The sequence below is a fragment of the Paenibacillus sp. RC73 genome (assembly GCF_044908085.1).
Taxonomy (GTDB): domain Bacteria; phylum Bacillota; class Bacilli; order Paenibacillales; family Paenibacillaceae; genus Paenibacillus; species Paenibacillus terrae_A.
In genome coordinates this window covers 342,023-358,649 of record NZ_JBIYCV010000003.1, presented here as the reverse complement: position 1 = coordinate 358,649, position 16,627 = coordinate 342,023, and the positions used below count along the sequence as shown (strand labels likewise).

Here is a 16,627-nt window from a genome sequence, read left to right as displayed (position 1 = left end):
AAACGAGTGAACTTGGAGGGGATTTTTTTGGCAAAAAGGGACAGGTATTTCAAGCATATACGGAAGAGTTCAAAATGAAAGCAATTCAAACATATCTGGCTGGAGCGGAGAGTTATAAAGTAGCCGCAGAGAGGTTGGGGATTAAGCACTGCACCCAGCTCAAAGTATGGGTAAGAAAGTATCGAAATGGAGAGCCACTCGATACACGCAAGGGCTCCTCAAGCCCTATGAAGGACGTCCCCCCCGTAAGGCGTTTGCCAGTATCAAAGAAGAACGGGATTACTTGAAAGCTCAGGTGGACTACTTAAAAAAGCGATATCCAAATCTGGTAACGGAGCGAAGCTTAGACTACAAGATCACTACGAAGTGATTGAAGAACTGCGTGACCTCCATGGCATTACGCGCCTACTAGCCATTGCAGGGCTATCCAGGGCCAATTACTACAAATGGCGAAATACACACGCGCAACGAGCTGAAGCCCATACGCGGGACCATGAAATCAAGGAGCATATGGTAGCCATCCACTTAGCACACCGATATTACTTATATCTCGGATGGCACCCATTTTTATTACCTGTCCGCGATCCAGGATCTCTTTAACAATGAGATTGTCGCTTGGCAAATCTCCGACCGTAACGATGTGAAACTGGTCCTGGATACGGTGGAGCAGTGGACACGAAAAAGAGACGTCTCGGAAGCCGTACTCCATTCGGACCAAGGCTTCCAATATACGTCTCAGGCGTACAACACACGATTAGAGGCATTCAGCGTCAAAGGCAGCCACTCTCGCAAAGCAACCTGCCTGGATAACGCATGCATCGAATCCTTTTTTTCGCATCTCAAGACAGAGAAGTTGTACCTTCACCAGTGTAAATCAGAAGCAGAGATCCATCAAGCCGTAGAGGAATATATCTACTTTTATAACTACCAACGGTTTCAAGCTAAACTCAAACAGCGCGCACCGATTGAATATCGGCACGCGCTGGCTGCATAGCTTTTTTCATCTGTCTACTTGACAGGGGTATGACCAGGCGAATGCTGATCAATTTGGTAGACAACGCGGTGAAGTTTACAAACGCGGGGGAAGTCACTCTGTCTGCTGCTACCCAATTGTATGATCATTCCGGCATTTGCTTAAAGCAGAGGCTGAATTCTACTCATACATGGCCTAAAAGGGCACAAAAACCCGTGACGGATATCGTCACGGGTTTTCATGTCATGGATGTTTGCTAATAGGTAGTAATTGTCTCTCTAAACTTACGTATATGTGCAGGGCTGGGCCTAATAACGCTTGGGAGCAGCCAGCTTGGCCAAATCCGCCATGTACGTAAAAAAGGCTTCCGGATCCGTGTCATATACCAGATTAACAGGGCGGCCTTCCGCCTGTTCCACGGTTCTGCCCTGACTTGGACCATCTGCGATGACGCTGCAATGTACCGTTTTTTTCTTTACAATATCCGGACGTCCCACCGATGCGGTGGTCAGCACATCCCACAGATAGTAGGTTGAGTTCGTCTCGCTATAGACGAGCGGCGGACACCCTGCGTAGCAGTTGCCCAGGAAATCCACGCCTTCATAGCGGCGCTCGGCAGCCCAACGATTGCGTACGGCTGGCGTTAATGGCACTTTGCTTGTGCTTTCCAGTGCCACCAGATCAATGGTAATGCCGCTTTGCCATACCCGATATGCTGCTTCCGGATCCCAGAACACATTCCATTCTGCTGTGCCGTCATGCTCAGGCTCCTCTACATTACCTTTTTCAAAGGTACCGCCCATCCATACCAGCTTGTCAATTTTCGCTTCAATATCCGGTGCCTCATCCAGCGCGCGTGCCAGATCGGTCAGCGGTCCAGTGAACAGGAGCAGTGTTTTGCCTTCGGCTCCACGTACCTTCTCGATCAGATGCTGATGAGCCGGCAGAGCTGAAAGCGGCGCTTCCATTTGTCCCGATTCATTCAGCACTGGCAATGCATCTACATAAAAGGAATGTAAACGCCAAGCGGCAGGAAATGGATTTTTACCGCGTGAATTAGATTTAGCGACTTCCACAGGCCCTTTATTTCGGCCAAAACGATCAATAATTTTACGGCTGGCATCCGTCGCAGGCTCCAGGTAACCATCTGCTGGAATAACCGATACTCCGGTCAAATGAACTTGCTCCATCTGAAGCAGCATAAACAGGGATATCAGATCATCCACTCCACCATCATGATTAAAATAAACGTTTGTCTGACTCATCTGTCTCTTCCTTCCTTATATCCCCGCGTAACAGGCATGTTCTCATCGGCAATCATCTTTAATTATGCCTGATCACTTCGCTAGAGTAAATGTGCTATACTACTTTACATCAATAAAAAAATGACCTATATTTACCATTAATGTATAATTCAAATTTTATGCAATTACTTTTATAATCTAATGAGCAGCAGGGAAGAAGGTGCAGCCTATGGTATCCAATCTGAATGCAGCCGGGGATGGTTTGCTTGCCATCATTGAAGAATTGCGCAGCGAGCTTATTACAAAGGCACAGCATGAAGCCTTTACCGACCCTTCCATTGTAGAGCTAAGTCAACGTCTGGATCATTATGTAGTCCTTGCCCAACAAAGAAAAAAGAAAAGCTAATGCCTCTTTGGTCCCCACCATACAATCCTCCCCCTCTCGGGTCAGTTCAACATATAAAGCACCCATTTCCCTGTCCAGTCCCGGCCCTGATCCTCAGGTTCTGCCGCTGGAGCAGGAATTTTTTTGTTTACTCCGTGCTTTTACCCTTCCACCTTCGCTCCATAGGATCGGGCCACGGCTACCGCCTGCTGGATATCGAGCTTCGCTCCGGTGATATCCAAATCTTTAAAATTCACGCCATCCATCTTCGCACCCCGCAGATCCGTTCCTTGAAGCTGCGCCCGGTGCAGCCTTACTCGGGTAAGATCCGCTTCCCGCAAATCTGCCTTTTCCAGATTACATTCGGTTAAGTCAGCTTCCTTGAATCGTATTTTTCGCAAATCCTGTTTTCTTAAATCTGCATGACGCAAGTTCGTGTATGACCAATCTCCGCCTGTAATCGTGATACCATCCATATTCGCCCCCGCGAAATCTGAGCCTACCAGCTTGCAGTTATCAAACCGGGCCACAAACAGATTGGCACTGGTAAATAGACAATTCGTAAAGGCAGACTCCTTGTAATGAGAGGCATTCAGGATGGCTCCGGTAAAATCACAGTCCACAAAAGTACAGTCTTCAACAAGAGATTCATTCATCTCCACCCCCCGAAAGCGACAGCGGATAAACTCACAATTTCTCCACTCGCCTTCCCGGGCATCCATCGAACCAAAATCACGCGCTTCATAGACCTCATCTGTATAAAAAAACATGTTCTCCCCCTATTCCTTATCCCTCATATCAGGAACTCAGCATTTCGGCAAAGACCGTTCAAAACCCCTTTTCATTTTACCGAGCAAGCCCTTCATCATCTCATGATCCTCTGTCGTAAACTCGGACATACATGCACGGATCAGCTTCATATAGTAAGGCACTACCGTTACCAGTAGCTCCCGTCCTGCCTCCTTTAGTCCGACCGTGACCATTCGTCCATCGCTCTCGTGAGCCACCCGTTCAATCATTCCATCCCGCTCCAGACCGTCGATTAGCCCCGTCATGGTTCCCCGCGTCACATCTGCCTTTTCTGACAGCTCTGATGGTGTCATCCGGTGCAGCGTATGGCAATGCAACAGGCTAAGGACGATGATTCGGCCCTGAGAGACTCCCAGCTTGGTAAGATCGGTATCTATTTCTCTGAAAATACCGTTAGCCAAGCGCGCAAAAGTCACAAAAGTCTCCATATTGTCCACTTCTGCTTCCTCTTGTCCAAAACTACGTAGTACCCCGCGTATAGAGTCATTATGAAAATTAAAATTCATGGCCTGTCCATTCCTTCCCTGATCCCGCTTGTTCCGTCAAACGATAGCTTCTCCATTCCTCCGGCAGCAAAGAAGCATACGGCTCCTTGGCAAACCGGTCATCTATCAGCACCAGCAAGCCTTCGTCATGCTCTGTGCGGATAAGCCTGCCCCCTGCCTGAAGAACCTTGTTCATCCCCGGATACACATACGCATAGTTGAATCCATTCCGTCCCTGTTCCGAAAAATAATCTCGCAGCACATCCCGCTCTGCGCCAATTTGCGGCAACCCGACACCAACAACTACGACTCCGTTCAAACGATCACCCGGCAAATCAACGCCTTCCGCAAACACGCCTCCCAGTACGGCAAAGCCAAGCAGGGTACGCTCTTGCCCCGGCTGAAAAGCCTCCAGAAAGTGATCCCGCTCCGGTTCGGTCATCCCTGGACTTTGTACCAGCGTTTCCACGGACACGCCCCGGGTCATAAATTCCTCATATACCTCTCGCAGATACGGATAGGAAGGGAAAAACACGAGCATATTCCCTTTACGTTCCTCAGCCAATCCCGCCAGCATATCTGCAATGGCCCCTTTCGAGCGCTCACGATCCCGATAACGGATAGAGAGTGGTAACAGGCGTACATCCCATTGCTCCTGATGAAAAGGAGAAGGAACCTGCAACGTGTAATCTTCTTCCCTTGCTCCCAGCATATCCCGGTAATACGCAAGCGGCGTCAACGTCGCAGAAAAATAAATCGCAGAGCGATAGCCCTTCACAGCCTGTCCCAGCAAATGCGAAGGATCCAGGCAGAACAGCTTGACCCGCACTTCACTGCGTCCCGCCTCAATATAAGTGACGTAGCGTTCATCGTACAAAGCTGCAATCCGCAGCATGTTTTGAGCGGCAAAATACGTATCCAACAGCAATGTATAGGCCGCTCCCGAGCTGCTCGTACTACCGACGCCCGTTAACAGTTCATGTTCGGCTGCCTCTACAAAAGGTGCCAATAGATCCAGCACCTCATGCGGTGCCACCGTATTTACTGCTTTTCCTGTATCCGCGTATAGCTTGCGCAATGCAATCATGTGCGCGTTAACTGCACTAGCCGACCCCGCAATCTCCGGGCTTAGCAGCTTGAATTCTTTTTTCAATTCCAAAAAAGACGATTTCAAAATTTCCGCCGAAAACATATCCCGGCCGCGTTCCACCAGATTATGCGCCTCATCCACCAGCACAACACCTTTTCGCTTGTGCTCCTCCAGCAGTCTTTTCAAGGAAATACGCGGATCAAAAACATAATTATAGTCACTGATTATACCCTCCGAGGCATATGCCACGTCCAGCGAAAATTCAAACGGACATACCCTATGCTTGCGCGCATAATACTCAATCACCGCCCGGGTCATCAACGTCTCGTTCGCCAAAATATCGGACACCGCACCGTTGATCCGGTCATAATATCCCTCGCACATGCTGCATGCTCCGGCATCGCAATCATTTTCATCCTTGAAGCAGATTTTATCCTTCGCCGTCAAGGTTACTACATGCATATGCAGCCCTTGGGCCTGCATTTTGGCATACGCTTCTTCCGCTGCTGCGCGGGTTGTGGTACGGGCCGTCACATAATATACCCGGCTCACCAGCCCTTCACCGATGGCCTTGATTGCAGGAAACAGGGTAGATACCGTTTTACCGATACCCGTAGGCGCTTTAGCAAACAGATTGACCCCTTCTGCAATCGTCTTGTACACCGAACCCGCCAGAGGCCGCTGGCCTGAACGATACGTGTCAAAGGGAAAGGCCAGTGTTGCAATACTGGCATCCCGCTTCTCTGCATGTGCTCTCAGCAGGAATGCATACGGCGCATAACCCTCGACCATCCTCAGCGCAAAGGTCTCCAGCTCTGCAAAGGATAACTCCCGTCTGAAGCGCCGAATTTCTCCGCTGTATGCCTGTACATAAGTAAGCTGGGCCTGCATGGAATTGCGCTGCTCTTCGCGGGCAATCATATAGGCGTACAGAAACGCTTGCGCCCAATGCACAGGTTGACCGTCCCCCGGAATATCTTCGAGAGGAATGGAAACCGACTTGATTTCATCAACTGTCCATATGCCGTCCAGCTCAATCAGTCCATCACAGCGGCCCTCAACGATAAATAGAGCACCCTCATATAGAATTTCTGTACGCAAATGTACCTCTTTGCGGTCATGCTCCTTATAACTTTTTTGGATAAGCTGGTGTACGCGTGTTCCCTCCAGCATGCTGCTGTTCGAGCGGAAACCACCGTGAATGCTGCCGCTCCGATGCACATATTCCACAAGGGGTCGCACCGATATGTTAATTGGTTCCTTCATACGATCACCCGTTCCGATCATAGTCCTTTCACTTTATCACGAAGATAAAGGAAACGTAAGGGTCATAAGCATCGTTTATGGTCGATTGGTATTCACTCACACTTATTTTTTACCGAAATATAGAAGTGAGGCTTATTACTTTATTCTCAGCATTGTCAAACTCACATTACAGCATAAAGGATAGGGTTATGTTAAAAGAATTAATTAACAACTTCGGATTATTAACGAGCTTCTTATTCTTTGGAAATTTGCTTTCACGAAAATACGAACGTTACCTGGAAAAACATGTATTCCTTTATCGGGTAATGAACGGTTTAATGCTGGGACTGTTTGGTATTCTTTTAATGATGACTGGTTTATGGATCCGCGAGCATTTTGTGGTCGATCTGCGCCAATTGGCTATTATCATATCTGTTTATATGGGAGGACCAATATCCGGTCTGTTGACCACCCTGATCATAAGCCTGTACCGTATTTATATCACCGGTGGTTGGACAGATGTTTCTCTGACTGCTACTGTCAATTGCTTCATGACACTGGGCATTTCACTTACCTTCATTCGAGAAAAAAGCCTAACGCTCCGCAAATGGATGTCAGCCGTGCTTGGAGCTGCTGTTGTGTCGCTGTTATCTACTTTCTATGTGGTTAATCCTCCTGATAATGAAACTATTATAATAGTCACAACCGTTAAGTTGCTTGGCGGCCTGTTCACTTATTTTATGGTGTCCCATATCAAAAAAACAGAACGGGCCATTCATCTACTCGAAGACGCTGCGAATCGGGACCATTTAACCGGATTATACAGTCCGCGTGCTTTCGATGCGCTATTTGAAGAGGTCTTTCATACTTCCAAGGCTACTAAACAACCCTTTGGACTCCTGATGCTGGATATTGACCACTTTAAAAATATTAATGATACGTATGGCCATTTGAACGGTGACACCGTCTTAAACCAATTGGGAATTTTGTTAAACCGGGAGTCTACAAGGAAGACATACCCCTCCCGTAAAGGCGGAGAAGAATTTGCCATTCTGATTGGAGATTGCGACAGCCGGAAAGCAGCAAGCTTTGCCGAAAAGATTCGAAAGGCTGTGGAAAACGGTCCCTTTCAACTAAATGACGGAACCATCGTTTCTCTGACGGTATCTATCGGAGCAGGCAGCTTCCCTACCATTGCAGCGGATAAATTATTGGAGAAGGTGGACGACGCTCTATATGAAGCCAAACGCTCAGGACGCAATCGGGTAGAAATAGCAAAACGATAATTATAAGTCGCTAAATGTCTGGAAAGCTGGATTATTGTTAATAAAAAGTGGTAAAATGGAAATAAGATTTGTATTAGAAAATCTTCTGCCGTTAGAGGAGACATGCCTTACAATCGACATGGGGGGTGGGCTTTTTGGACCTCGAACAATTGGAAAAACTTATGGAAAAAGAACGCTGCGAACTAAATCGTATGGCAACCTTACATGGATTAAGGGATGAACGTGTATTGGTCAAATCCTCTCGACTTGACCGAATTATGGACAAGTATCTCCACACCAAGCGAGCGATAAATGGCGACAATCAGGCACATCCATAGAAGAAAGCTACACCGCTGCCCTTACGGGCAGCTTTTTTTGTACATAGCCTCGTGTTCCGCTGCCGTACCTGTACGTGTTAACTTTCCGGTAGGATACCCTCATCTTACTTATTTCTTCCCTTACTTCCTCGCTTACTACTTTCTTCGGTACTCCGTCCGCAGTAGTTCCTGCGTAAACGTAATCCATTCTCTCGCGGCAAAGGACAGATACCGATCCTTTCGCCAGATCATCCCTAGATGCCAGGGAATGACGGGATCAACGAGTGGAATAACACGCAATCGTTCAGAATCAAGTTCACGGCAAATCGCTTCCGGCAGTAGCGCTATCCCCAAGTTCGCAGCAACCATTTCGCTGATCAGGTCCCACTGTGAGCTTTCATAGACGACGCGCGGCTGGAAGCCAGCCCGGACACACTCTGCAATAATACGGTCATGCAGTGTAAAATCCTCGCGGAACAGTACAAACGATTCCTCCGCCAGCGCTGCCAGCGGTACCTCTGTACGCTCTGCCAGTACATGCGTAGGGTGAACCAGCAAGTTCAGCTTTTCCTCCACGAACAGAAACGTCTCGAATATATCCCCACTTGCTGGCAGCACAATTACACCAATATCCAGTGCGCCCGCGCCTACGTCCTGTTCTACTTTTTTTGCCCCATCCTCAAATAGCTGAATGGTCACATCGGGATATGCCTTGTGAAATTCCCCAATGACGCGTGGAAAAAAGCTCGATCCGACCATGGGAGGCAGACCGATACGGATGTGCCCTTTTTTCAGGTTCATCAAATCACTCAGCTCGGACGACAAGCTCTGGAAGGACTTCACAATCGCTTGCGCCTGAAGCTCAATCACCTTGCCCGCGTCCGTCAGCTCGATTCTTTTGCCGATCCGGTCAAACAAAGCGACACCCAATTCATCCTCCAGGCTTTTAATCGTCTTGCTGATCGTCGGCTGTGTAATAAACATGCTCTGGGCCGCCTTCGTAAAGCTGCGCAAGCGCGCGACCTCCAAAAAATACTGCAAATGTCGGATATCCATCCCATCACCTTCTTCCATAGACAAACGGAATACATCGTATTCTTTATATGCATTTTACTCATGAAAGCTTGTGATGTAAAATTTCATTACAGTTTGAAAAATAACGGAACTCATAGATAGGAGCCATTATATATGAAAAGCTTCATACGCGGTGTCCTCCAGATCGCCGTCCTGATGGCCTTTTCGCTCATCCTGAACGCGGTGGTCTCCTGGCTTCACCTGCCTGTACCCGGTAGCATTATCGGCATGCTGATTCTCTTTATTCTGCTGCAAACAGGCGTGATCCGCCTAAGCTGGATTGAGATCGGCGCAAACTGGCTGCTGGCCGAACTGCTATTATTCTTTATTCCCTCCGCTGTCGGCGTTATGAATTATTGGCCGATGCTGGAGCACGATGGTATGAGCATTATGCTGGTCGTACTGCTTGGTACCTTTCTCGTGATGGCCTGCACGGGCATGATCGCCAGTCTGCTCGGCAAACGAAAGGAGCACAAATCATCATGATCGGTCTTCTATGTATTGTATTGACGCTCGCTATTTACTGGATGGCCAAACGCATGTACCGCACGCTCCCCAAGGTGTATATGTCTCCACTACTCATTACACCGATCATTATTATTTTAATTTTGACGCTTTCGGGTATAAATTACCGTTCCTATAACTCGGGTGCCCATTTGCTCTCCATGCTGCTCCAACCAGCCACGATTGCATTTGCCGTCCCTTTGTACCGATATTTCCCTGTGCTGAAAAAACATGCGACCCAAATCGTGCTTAGCGTGCTGTCCGGTTCAGTCGTAGCCGTAGTATCCTCCATGGTACTCGCCAAATGGATGCATCTGGATTCCTCGCTGATGAGCAGCCTGATTCCTCGCTCCATTACGACACCGATTGCCATGAATGTTTCACAAACGATTGGCGGTAATCCGACAGTCACGGCTGTGTTCGTTATTTTAACCGGATTGAGCGGTCTCATTATCGGTCCGATGATCGTGAAGCTGTTCCATATCGAAAATGAAGTTTCGCGCGGTGTACTGCTCGGTACCGGGGCTCATGGTACAGGTACCTCCAAAGCGTTCGAGTTCAGTTCGCTGACGGGCACTATTTCCAGCATCTCTATGGTGCTCGCCGCCCTCTTTACCTTGGCGGCTGCGCCGTTCCTGTTCCACTTGATGCTGTAAGCTCAGTAACACACGAGATATTGAATGGATACTGCCCCTGATATACACAACGAAGAAGCTCCGTTCCACTAGCTGTAGTGGGACGGAGCTTCTTCGTCTATTCGGAAGATAAAAGTCATTTATCTCCCGTACCATCAGATTGCTTTAACAGCGCCGGGTATATTCTCAGCCTCAACAAGTATTGTCAGTAACGATTATAAATGAGAGTAAGGATACATTCATTTAAAACATTTCGTAATTATTATAATTATAAGTGATACTTTCTGTAAAAATAGATCCGCTCCCTATATCTGGTCATATTTTGACTTCACCCGCTCTCCTGTTCTTGAAAGAGAGGAGACTTTCACACCCTTTAATCATCACCTATTTACAGATTTACAGAGAGGTAATGTTCCCAACACTTGCTCCATGTATTTTCAATAGCACATAACCGTACTACAATCCAGTACCGTTCGTTGCAATTACGTTTGCATACCAATGATAACTCTTCTTTTTTATGCGTGCGAGGTCCATCAGATCGGAATTTGAACGGTTAACATAGACCAATCCATACCTTTTGCCCATACCGTCATGACCGCTGATTAGATCCATGAATGACCACAGACAATATCCAATCACCGGATATCCCATATCGATACATTCCTTCAGTTCCTTCAGATGTGCTGACAGATATTCTATTCGATACTCATCGTGGATTTGCTTATCCTCGGTTAGCTCGTCGAACGCCCCTAGCCCATTTTCAGTAATGAGAACAGGAATATTATACCGGTTAAATATCTCCATGATAGCCATTTTCAAACCAGGTGCACAGATTTCCCATCCCCATTCCGTTACAGGAGTATAAGGGTTATCGACAATCTTATAAATACCTGCTTCTTCCTGCTTGATAACTCCACTACCTCTATACTGGATTTCGTTTTTACTGCTATGTTCAATCGTTTTAGCCATATAATAATTTACACCGATATAATCGGGGGGATTGTTGCGCATTTCCTCAAGATCGGCTTCCTCAACTTGAGGGAATATTCCACGATCAATCAGATATTTCTTGTAGACAGGGGAAAAGATCCCCTTGCAGTGCATATCCAGCAAGTAAAAGCTTGCAATTTCATTATATTCCATAGCAGCAAGAGCATCCTCGGGTTTCATCGAAGCAGGAACTCCGAACATAGGATTCATTGCCGGACCGATTTTTCCGCCCTCAACCATCTCGTGACATAATTTTATGGCTTTGGCGGTTGCAGCGCACATGTGATAAGAGACTTGATGGGCAATTTTATCGAATTCCTTATCAGACAGCTTCTCCTTGATCCCTAATCTTTCTGGCAAATGAATGACATGATCCTGTTCATTAATGGTTAACCAATACTTCACTCTGTCTCCAAAATGCTTAAATAGTACTGCTGCATAATTTACATAATCTTCAATACTTTGTCTCGATAGCCACCCTCCGTATTGGTCAACCAATCCTTGCGGATAATCAAAATGATAAATGGTGACGACTGGCTCGATTTTGTATTTTAAAAGCAAATTGATGACTTTATTATAAAACTCTATTCCCTCCGTATTGATTTCTCCATTGCCTTCAGGCAGGATTCTTGACCAGGACATTGAGAAACGATAGGCTCTCAGTCCAGCCTCATACATAAGTTTAATATCCTCTTCAAATCGGTGATAATGGTCAACCGCTACTTTATAGTCGGCCAGCTTGTCGTTTCTGGGTAACATATCGATAACGGATAATCCTCTTCCGTACTGGTTATAGGCTCCTTCGGCTTGAAATGCCGAAGACGAGCCTCCAAAAAGAAAACCTTCAGGGAAAAATGGTTCCGGTATAATTTTCATATGAATTTTCTCTCCTATCCTAACTTTATCTATATTCAAAATTTCATTTATTACTTAACAACCGTAAGCAATTGTCTTTGTGTTGATGCATGGGAGCCTGCTGGTTCGGATACGATAACATTGGTATAGTCCATACTGTTCGTAACAATGATCGGTGTAATTGTAGGATAACCAGCCTTACGAATCTCTTCCAGGTTAAACTCCGTCAGTAATTCTCCAGCCTTTATTTGTTGCCCCTCTTTCACAAACACCTCGAAGTGCTGCCCCTGCAGCTTAACGGTATCCATACCAACGTGTACCAAAATTTCGACACCTTGTGTTGACTTCATTGCAATAACATGTTTTGTTCGAAACACGGTCTCGATTGTCCCGTCAAAAGGAGCGTAGATTTTACCTTCAGCAGGTTCGATTCCCACCCCTTTACCCATTGCCTCCTGTGAAAAAGCTTGGTCAGGAACATCTTTTAAAGGAACAACAGTTCCATTGATTGGACTTCTCACTGTCAGATTAGATTCTGTAGATTCAACTACAGTCTCCGCCGTTTCCAATGTAACAGCCGGTGTCGCCGTACCTTTGGAGGTCTCCTTTGTATTCTCTTCTGGTACATCCTCAAAACCGAGGATGTAGGTGAGAGCAATCGTCAAACCAACGGTAATCAGTGCTCCAATAATTAGATAAATAAACTCTGGTCCTATAAATACTGGCAGCGCAGTAATCCCCGGAAGTACAAACCCGTAGGACTTAACATGGAAAATGGTAAGAAAAGCCCCACCTACGCCGGAACCAACTAATGCAGCAATAAAGGGTTTTTTCAGCTTCAGGTTAACCCCATACATGGCTGGCTCCGTAATCCCCAGCAATGCAGAGAATGAAGTGGATGCCGCAATGGCTTTAAAAGATTTGTTTTTTGTTTTCAGGAATACAGCGAATGCCGCGGCCATCTGACCCATATTGGTTACAAAGAAAATTGGAATCAGATAGTCATAACCAAGTGTAGCCAGGTTCGAAATAGCGATTGGCATTAAGCCATAATGCATCCCCACCATGACAAGCAAAGGACGGGTTCCGCCTAACAACATCCCTGCCAGAAAGCCCACATGCTCAAACAACCAGTTCACACCGTTTGCCAGACTAACTCCCAGATAGGAACCCATAGGCCCGATTGCGATCAGTTCAATCGGGATCATAATAAGCAACGCTAAGGTTGGAGTAAAAATTGATTTAACAACAGTGGGCATAAACCGGTCAATCAGGCGATATACATATGACAAAATCCAGACAGATAAAATGATCGGAATAACAGTTGAACTGTAATTCACCAATCCAACAGGTAAGCCAACAAAGGATATAGGCTCAACCTCGTTCCCCGCTGCTATGGATTTGGCTGCGTCCATAATGGTGGGATACATAAGACCGCCTGCAAGTGCCAGCGCCATAAACTCACTTGTTTTGAATTTGCGTGCGGCTGACACAGCCAAGAAGAACGGAAGGAAATAAAATACACAGTCGGCGATTAGGGCCAGGATACGTATGGAACCGCTAGCAGGATCTGCCCATTTTAAAGTTGTAATCAAGCCCAGTAACCCTTTCAGTATCCCGGCTCCTGCAATAGCAGGAATCACCGGAGTGAAAATACCGGCAATAGTCTCCATCAGACGGCTTGCTATATTTTGTTTCTTTTTATTTCCACTTGGTTCTTTCGAACCAGAATTATCGGTGGAAAATTCATCAAGTTTAATCAGTTCGTTATATACTTTAGCTACATTATTTCCAATCACCACTTGAAACTGTCCAGCTTGTTTCTGGACTGTAATAACTCCATCCAGTTTTTCAATTTTCTCTTGATCAGCCTGGTTGTCATCTTTCAGATTAAAACGAAGACGAGTATAACAATGCACCACATTGTCAACGTTTTTAGCACCGCCAACAAGTTCCAGAATCTTGGAAGCCAGTTGTTCATTCTTCATGTAAATCCCCCCTGCACTTAGGTTAAAATGTTCTATGTCATATCCTGCTGGAGATCGCCCGTCAGCTGTCCGTACGCATCCCCCTAAAAGGATTAGTAATAAAAAAAGACCTAGATGACCCTTACTCATGCGGGGCATTTTGCCACAGCAGCACGTAAGAAGTCATTTAGGTCATGCCTGATCGAATCAGTAACAATCCTAACTTCAAGTTATTTTTCTTCGGATACAAACCGAGAGGTTAGACGATGAATGTGAACGGTTAAATAAAGTAGTTCGTCCAAGGTACAATTCCAACCATAGCTAGTATCCAAATATTGTTTGATTTTTAACGAGCATTTGTAAGCCCTGGGGTACTTCTCTTTAACTATATCATGCAAGAATACATCCTCTGAGATAATGACCTCACCTTTGCTCTGCCTTTGAATGAAATAGCGCAGATGAGTGACAAATCGGGTGAAACTTAACGAGGTATCATCTAATTCCACCTGATAATGATACTTCACAATATCAAGTACTTTGCTAATAATTCCCGCCAATTCCATCCCCTCGTGCTCAGTTTCACCGTCAAGTTGACCATTAACAAAATGAAGAGCAAGAAATGCTGCCTCACCTTCAGGAAGCTCGACCCCGACACGTTGCTGCACTAAGTCTAATGCTTTCTGAGCAGCAGCAAATTCCAAGGGATATACTTGCTTGATCTCCCACTGAAGAGGGTTTTTTATTCCTATACCCTCTCGTGCCCTTTTCAAGGCAAAACTGAGGTGATCAGATAAAGCAATAAGAGTACTCTCATTTAATGCCCTTTTCAGCTTAGGCTGCACAAAGTTGATCATCTCATCAGCCAAAGCAATGTCATCTGAAGGTATTTCACTAAAGAGAGATATAAGCTTGTCTGTATTCTCAGGAATTTCCAGAACAAAAGTTTTTTCAACAAGTTTATCGTCAATCATATCCCCGGGATACTTCTGAAACCCTATCGCTTTTCCCATGACAATCATCTCTTTATGGTTTTGATTTTCAACCAAAGCGACATTGTTATTAAATACCTTCTTGATGCGCATGGAGACTCCTCTTTCTAAAGAAGTTGACGAAAAAAAGACCTAATCCCCCATTTGAAAAATACAAAACTAATCAAAGGGGGATTTAGGTCACGCCTGATCGAATCAGTAACAATCCTTTATCCTATAACGAAAGATAACATAATAAATAAAGCGTTGTCAATGTCAATTTTATGCCAAGAGAAATCGTTATAATTCTTGGCTATTGGTTTCTATCACATTTTTATACCAATAAAAAGAATCTTTTTTATATCTTTTCATGGTTCCATTCCCATAATCATCCTGGTCTACATAGATGAATCCGTATCGCTTTGTCATTTCAGATGTCCCGGAACTGATCATATCAATGGGTCCCCACATTGTATACCCAATGACCTCGACCCCATCCTCCACCGACAGTTTCATCTGTTCAATATGTTTACGTAAAAATTCAATGCGATATGGATCATGAACCGTGCCATCCTCATTCAGATGATCCATAAAGCCGGAGCTGTTCTCCAGAATAAAAATAGGAAGTTTATATCGGTCGTAGACCAAATTTAATGTATAACGTAAGCCAACCGGATCAATTTGCCATCCCCATTCATTTGAATCCAAGTATGGATTTGTATACACACTGTGAACATTTCCCGAAGTTAATTCAAGCTGGTTGGGATCACTGCTTGAGATCATTGAATTATAATAAGACATTCCCACAAAATCAGCGGTGTTGTCCTTTATAATATCCAGGTCGCCATCCTCCATCATTAATCGAATATTTTGTTGACTAAAATAAGTTTTGGAGTAATACGGATATTCCCCTTTGTTCAGTATGTCTAAAAAGAACAAGTTCTTCATTTGATTATCTTTTTGCATTTGGAGAGCGTCCTCCGGTTTACACGTATAGGGATATGCTGTGAAATACGCAACCATACTGCCAATCCTGTTCTCAGGATCAATTTCATGTGCTAACCCAGTGACCTTTGCAGCAGCGACAAACTGGTGATGAAGTCCCTGTAACAGCATTTCTTCATAATTTTCCTGACCTTCATTCAAGATCCCCAGCGTTTTGGCACCGGCTTTTACGCTCATATTAATTTCATTAAATGTAACCCAACATTTCACTTTACCTTTATACCGATTAAAAAGAACATTACAGTATTTCACATATAAATCAACCAGCTTTCGGTTGTACCACCCCCCAAATTTCTCAATTAATACAATAGGCATATCAAAGTGTGAAATAGTAATTAAAGGCTCCATGTTGTATTTTAAGCATTCCTGGATCACGTTATCATAAAATTGCAATGCTTTTTCATTAGGGATCGCATCATCCCCATTCGGGAACACTCTTGCCCATGAAATTGAGTACCTGAATACTTTGAAACCCATTTCGGCAAATAAAGCTATGTCCTCTTTGTAAGTTCTATAAAAATTTATCCCTCTTCGTTTAGGGTAATTTACGGTATCCGGATCGGCTATAGCCTTTCGGATCATATCCATGGTAACCTGCGTTTGTATCGTAAGTTTACGATCATTTTTGGGGTTGAACTGCATAACCTCCGGAATGGTTAACGTTTTTCCATCCTCATTATAAGCACCTTCTGCCTGACATGCGGATAAAGCTCCGCCCCACAAAAAATCCTTTGGGAAACCATTATTCATCTTATTTCACCATTTCCTTGATTTGATTATTGAACGCATTGAACTGTTCTATCTCAATAATATGA

Annotated in this window: 17 protein-coding genes; 8 read left to right on the top strand and 9 right to left on the bottom strand. The window is 45.2% G+C overall.

Annotated features, from left to right (window positions below; translation table 11 throughout):
- The first annotated feature begins 74 nt into the window (after positions 1-74).
- The 3 genes from ABH897_RS08485 to ABH897_RS08475 all read left to right on the top strand — a co-directional run bounded on the left by ABH897_RS08485 (position 75) and on the right by ABH897_RS08475 (position 1,233).
- Positions 75-287 carry a helix-turn-helix domain-containing protein gene (locus ABH897_RS08485; RefSeq protein WP_404591617.1) on the top strand — a complete coding sequence of 71 codons (213 nt, stop codon included), beginning with the start codon at positions 75-77 and terminating at the stop codon, positions 285-287.
- 251 nt (positions 288-538) lie between these two features.
- Positions 539-994 (top strand): IS3 family transposase, encoded by a 456-nt coding sequence (locus ABH897_RS08480; RefSeq protein WP_404519492.1) that lies wholly within the window; start codon positions 539-541, stop codon positions 992-994.
- Positions 995-1,035: 41 nt separating this feature from the next.
- Positions 1,036-1,233, top strand: a complete 198-nt coding sequence (locus ABH897_RS08475) for an ATP-binding protein (RefSeq protein WP_283653719.1) — start codon at positions 1,036-1,038, stop codon at positions 1,231-1,233.
- Between the two features lie 48 nt (positions 1,234-1,281).
- On the opposite strand, the gene ABH897_RS08470 is transcribed toward ABH897_RS08475, so the two are convergent.
- On the bottom strand, positions 1,282-2,238 hold the full coding sequence (locus tag ABH897_RS08470; protein WP_404591615.1) for a nucleoside hydrolase: 957 nt from the start codon (positions 2,236-2,238) through the stop codon (positions 1,282-1,284).
- 208 nt (positions 2,239-2,446) lie between these two features.
- Between ABH897_RS08470 and ABH897_RS08465 the strand changes: the two genes are divergently transcribed.
- Positions 2,447-2,623, top strand: coding sequence for an aspartyl-phosphate phosphatase Spo0E family protein (locus tag ABH897_RS08465; RefSeq protein WP_082067086.1), 177 nt, complete (start codon positions 2,447-2,449; stop codon positions 2,621-2,623).
- A gap of 140 nt (positions 2,624-2,763) precedes the next feature.
- Here ABH897_RS08465 and ABH897_RS08460 read toward each other — a convergent pair whose 3' ends face one another.
- From ABH897_RS08460 to ABH897_RS08450, 3 genes are read right to left on the bottom strand one after another with little or no spacing between them, the layout of a single operon-like run.
- Positions 2,764-3,372, bottom strand: coding sequence for a pentapeptide repeat-containing protein (locus ABH897_RS08460; RefSeq protein WP_283653721.1), 609 nt, complete (start codon positions 3,370-3,372; stop codon positions 2,764-2,766).
- A 36-nt stretch (positions 3,373-3,408) separates the two neighbouring features.
- Complete coding sequence (locus tag ABH897_RS08455; RefSeq protein WP_283653722.1) at positions 3,409-3,918, bottom strand: MarR family winged helix-turn-helix transcriptional regulator; 510 nt, start codon at positions 3,916-3,918, stop codon at positions 3,409-3,411.
- Complete coding sequence (locus tag ABH897_RS08450; protein WP_283653723.1) at positions 3,908-6,274, bottom strand: ATP-dependent DNA helicase; 2,367 nt, start codon at positions 6,272-6,274, stop codon at positions 3,908-3,910. The genes ABH897_RS08455 and ABH897_RS08450 overlap by 11 nt, the downstream gene beginning before the upstream one ends.
- Positions 6,275-6,441: 167 nt before the next feature.
- Between ABH897_RS08450 and ABH897_RS08445 the strand changes: the two genes are divergently transcribed.
- Entirely contained in the window at positions 6,442-7,518 is a 1,077-nt protein-coding gene (locus ABH897_RS08445) for a diguanylate cyclase (RefSeq protein WP_404591613.1), read from the top strand.
- A 161-nt stretch (positions 7,519-7,679) separates the two neighbouring features.
- A complete protein-coding gene (locus tag ABH897_RS08440; RefSeq protein ID WP_283656341.1) occupies positions 7,680-7,835 on the top strand; it encodes an aspartyl-phosphate phosphatase Spo0E family protein in 156 nt (51 codons plus the stop codon).
- Between the two features lie 135 nt (positions 7,836-7,970).
- Here ABH897_RS08440 and cidR read toward each other — a convergent pair whose 3' ends face one another.
- Positions 7,971-8,870, bottom strand: coding sequence for a cidABC operon transcriptional activator CidR (cidR, locus tag ABH897_RS08435; protein WP_044644329.1), 900 nt, complete (start codon positions 8,868-8,870; stop codon positions 7,971-7,973).
- A 132-nt stretch (positions 8,871-9,002) separates the two neighbouring features.
- On the opposite strand from cidR, the gene ABH897_RS08430 reads away from it, so the two are divergent.
- Both ABH897_RS08430 and ABH897_RS08425 read left to right on the top strand, forming a co-directional pair.
- Entirely contained in the window at positions 9,003-9,374 is a 372-nt protein-coding gene (locus ABH897_RS08430) for a CidA/LrgA family protein (protein ID WP_014278636.1), read from the top strand.
- Entirely contained in the window at positions 9,371-10,048 is a 678-nt protein-coding gene (locus tag ABH897_RS08425; RefSeq protein ID WP_283653726.1) for a CidB/LrgB family autolysis modulator, read from the top strand. The genes ABH897_RS08430 and ABH897_RS08425 overlap by 4 nt, the downstream gene beginning before the upstream one ends.
- Positions 10,049-10,483: 435 nt before the next feature.
- Here the strand turns inward: ABH897_RS08425 and ABH897_RS08420 are convergent, their stop codons facing one another.
- The 4 genes from ABH897_RS08420 to ABH897_RS08405 form a co-directional block, all read right to left on the bottom strand.
- Positions 10,484-11,893, bottom strand: coding sequence for a glycoside hydrolase family 1 protein (locus ABH897_RS08420; protein ID WP_404519352.1), 1,410 nt, complete (start codon positions 11,891-11,893; stop codon positions 10,484-10,486).
- 50 nt (positions 11,894-11,943) lie between these two features.
- Positions 11,944-13,860 carry a beta-glucoside-specific PTS transporter subunit IIABC gene (locus ABH897_RS08415; protein WP_404519350.1) on the bottom strand — a complete coding sequence of 639 codons (1,917 nt, stop codon included), beginning with the start codon at positions 13,858-13,860 and terminating at the stop codon, positions 11,944-11,946.
- A gap of 209 nt (positions 13,861-14,069) precedes the next feature.
- Complete coding sequence (gene licT / locus ABH897_RS08410; protein ID WP_404519349.1) at positions 14,070-14,921, bottom strand: BglG family transcription antiterminator LicT; 852 nt, start codon at positions 14,919-14,921, stop codon at positions 14,070-14,072.
- Between the two features lie 186 nt (positions 14,922-15,107).
- Positions 15,108-16,562: a glycoside hydrolase family 1 protein gene (locus tag ABH897_RS08405; RefSeq protein ID WP_404591610.1), complete on the bottom strand. Its 1,455-nt coding sequence runs from the start codon at positions 16,560-16,562 to the stop codon at positions 15,108-15,110.
- Positions 16,563-16,627 lie beyond the last annotated feature (65 nt).

Excerpts from the sequence above, each read along its gene's own strand:
- ABH897_RS08485 (WP_404591617.1), top strand. The coding sequence starts at position 75 with ATGAAAGCAATTCAAACATATCTGGCTGGAGCGGAGAGTTATAAAGTA.
- ABH897_RS08475 (WP_283653719.1), top strand. The coding sequence starts at position 1,036 with ATGCTGATCAATTTGGTAGACAACGCGGTGAAGTTTACAAACGCGGGG.
- ABH897_RS08470 (WP_404591615.1), bottom strand. The coding sequence starts at position 2,238 with ATGAGTCAGACAAACGTTTATTTTAATCATGATGGTGGAGTGGATGAT.
- ABH897_RS08465 (WP_082067086.1), top strand. The coding sequence starts at position 2,447 with ATGGTATCCAATCTGAATGCAGCCGGGGATGGTTTGCTTGCCATCATT.
- ABH897_RS08460 (WP_283653721.1), bottom strand. The coding sequence starts at position 3,372 with ATGTTTTTTTATACAGATGAGGTCTATGAAGCGCGTGATTTTGGTTCG.
- ABH897_RS08455 (WP_283653722.1), bottom strand. The coding sequence starts at position 3,918 with ATGAATTTTAATTTTCATAATGACTCTATACGCGGGGTACTACGTAGT.
- ABH897_RS08450 (WP_283653723.1), bottom strand. The coding sequence starts at position 6,274 with ATGATCGGAACGGGTGATCGTATGAAGGAACCAATTAACATATCGGTG.
- ABH897_RS08445 (WP_404591613.1), top strand. The coding sequence starts at position 6,442 with ATGTTAAAAGAATTAATTAACAACTTCGGATTATTAACGAGCTTCTTA.
- ABH897_RS08440 (WP_283656341.1), top strand. The coding sequence starts at position 7,680 with ATGGAAAAAGAACGCTGCGAACTAAATCGTATGGCAACCTTACATGGA.
- cidR (WP_044644329.1), bottom strand. The coding sequence starts at position 8,870 with ATGGATATCCGACATTTGCAGTATTTTTTGGAGGTCGCGCGCTTGCGC.
- ABH897_RS08430 (WP_014278636.1), top strand. The coding sequence starts at position 9,003 with ATGAAAAGCTTCATACGCGGTGTCCTCCAGATCGCCGTCCTGATGGCC.
- ABH897_RS08425 (WP_283653726.1), top strand. The coding sequence starts at position 9,371 with ATGATCGGTCTTCTATGTATTGTATTGACGCTCGCTATTTACTGGATG.
- ABH897_RS08420 (WP_404519352.1), bottom strand. The coding sequence starts at position 11,893 with ATGAAAATTATACCGGAACCATTTTTCCCTGAAGGTTTTCTTTTTGGA.
- ABH897_RS08415 (WP_404519350.1), bottom strand. The coding sequence starts at position 13,860 with ATGAAGAATGAACAACTGGCTTCCAAGATTCTGGAACTTGTTGGCGGT.
- licT (WP_404519349.1), bottom strand. The coding sequence starts at position 14,921 with ATGCGCATCAAGAAGGTATTTAATAACAATGTCGCTTTGGTTGAAAAT.
- ABH897_RS08405 (WP_404591610.1), bottom strand. The coding sequence starts at position 16,562 with ATGAATAATGGTTTCCCAAAGGATTTTTTGTGGGGCGGAGCTTTATCC.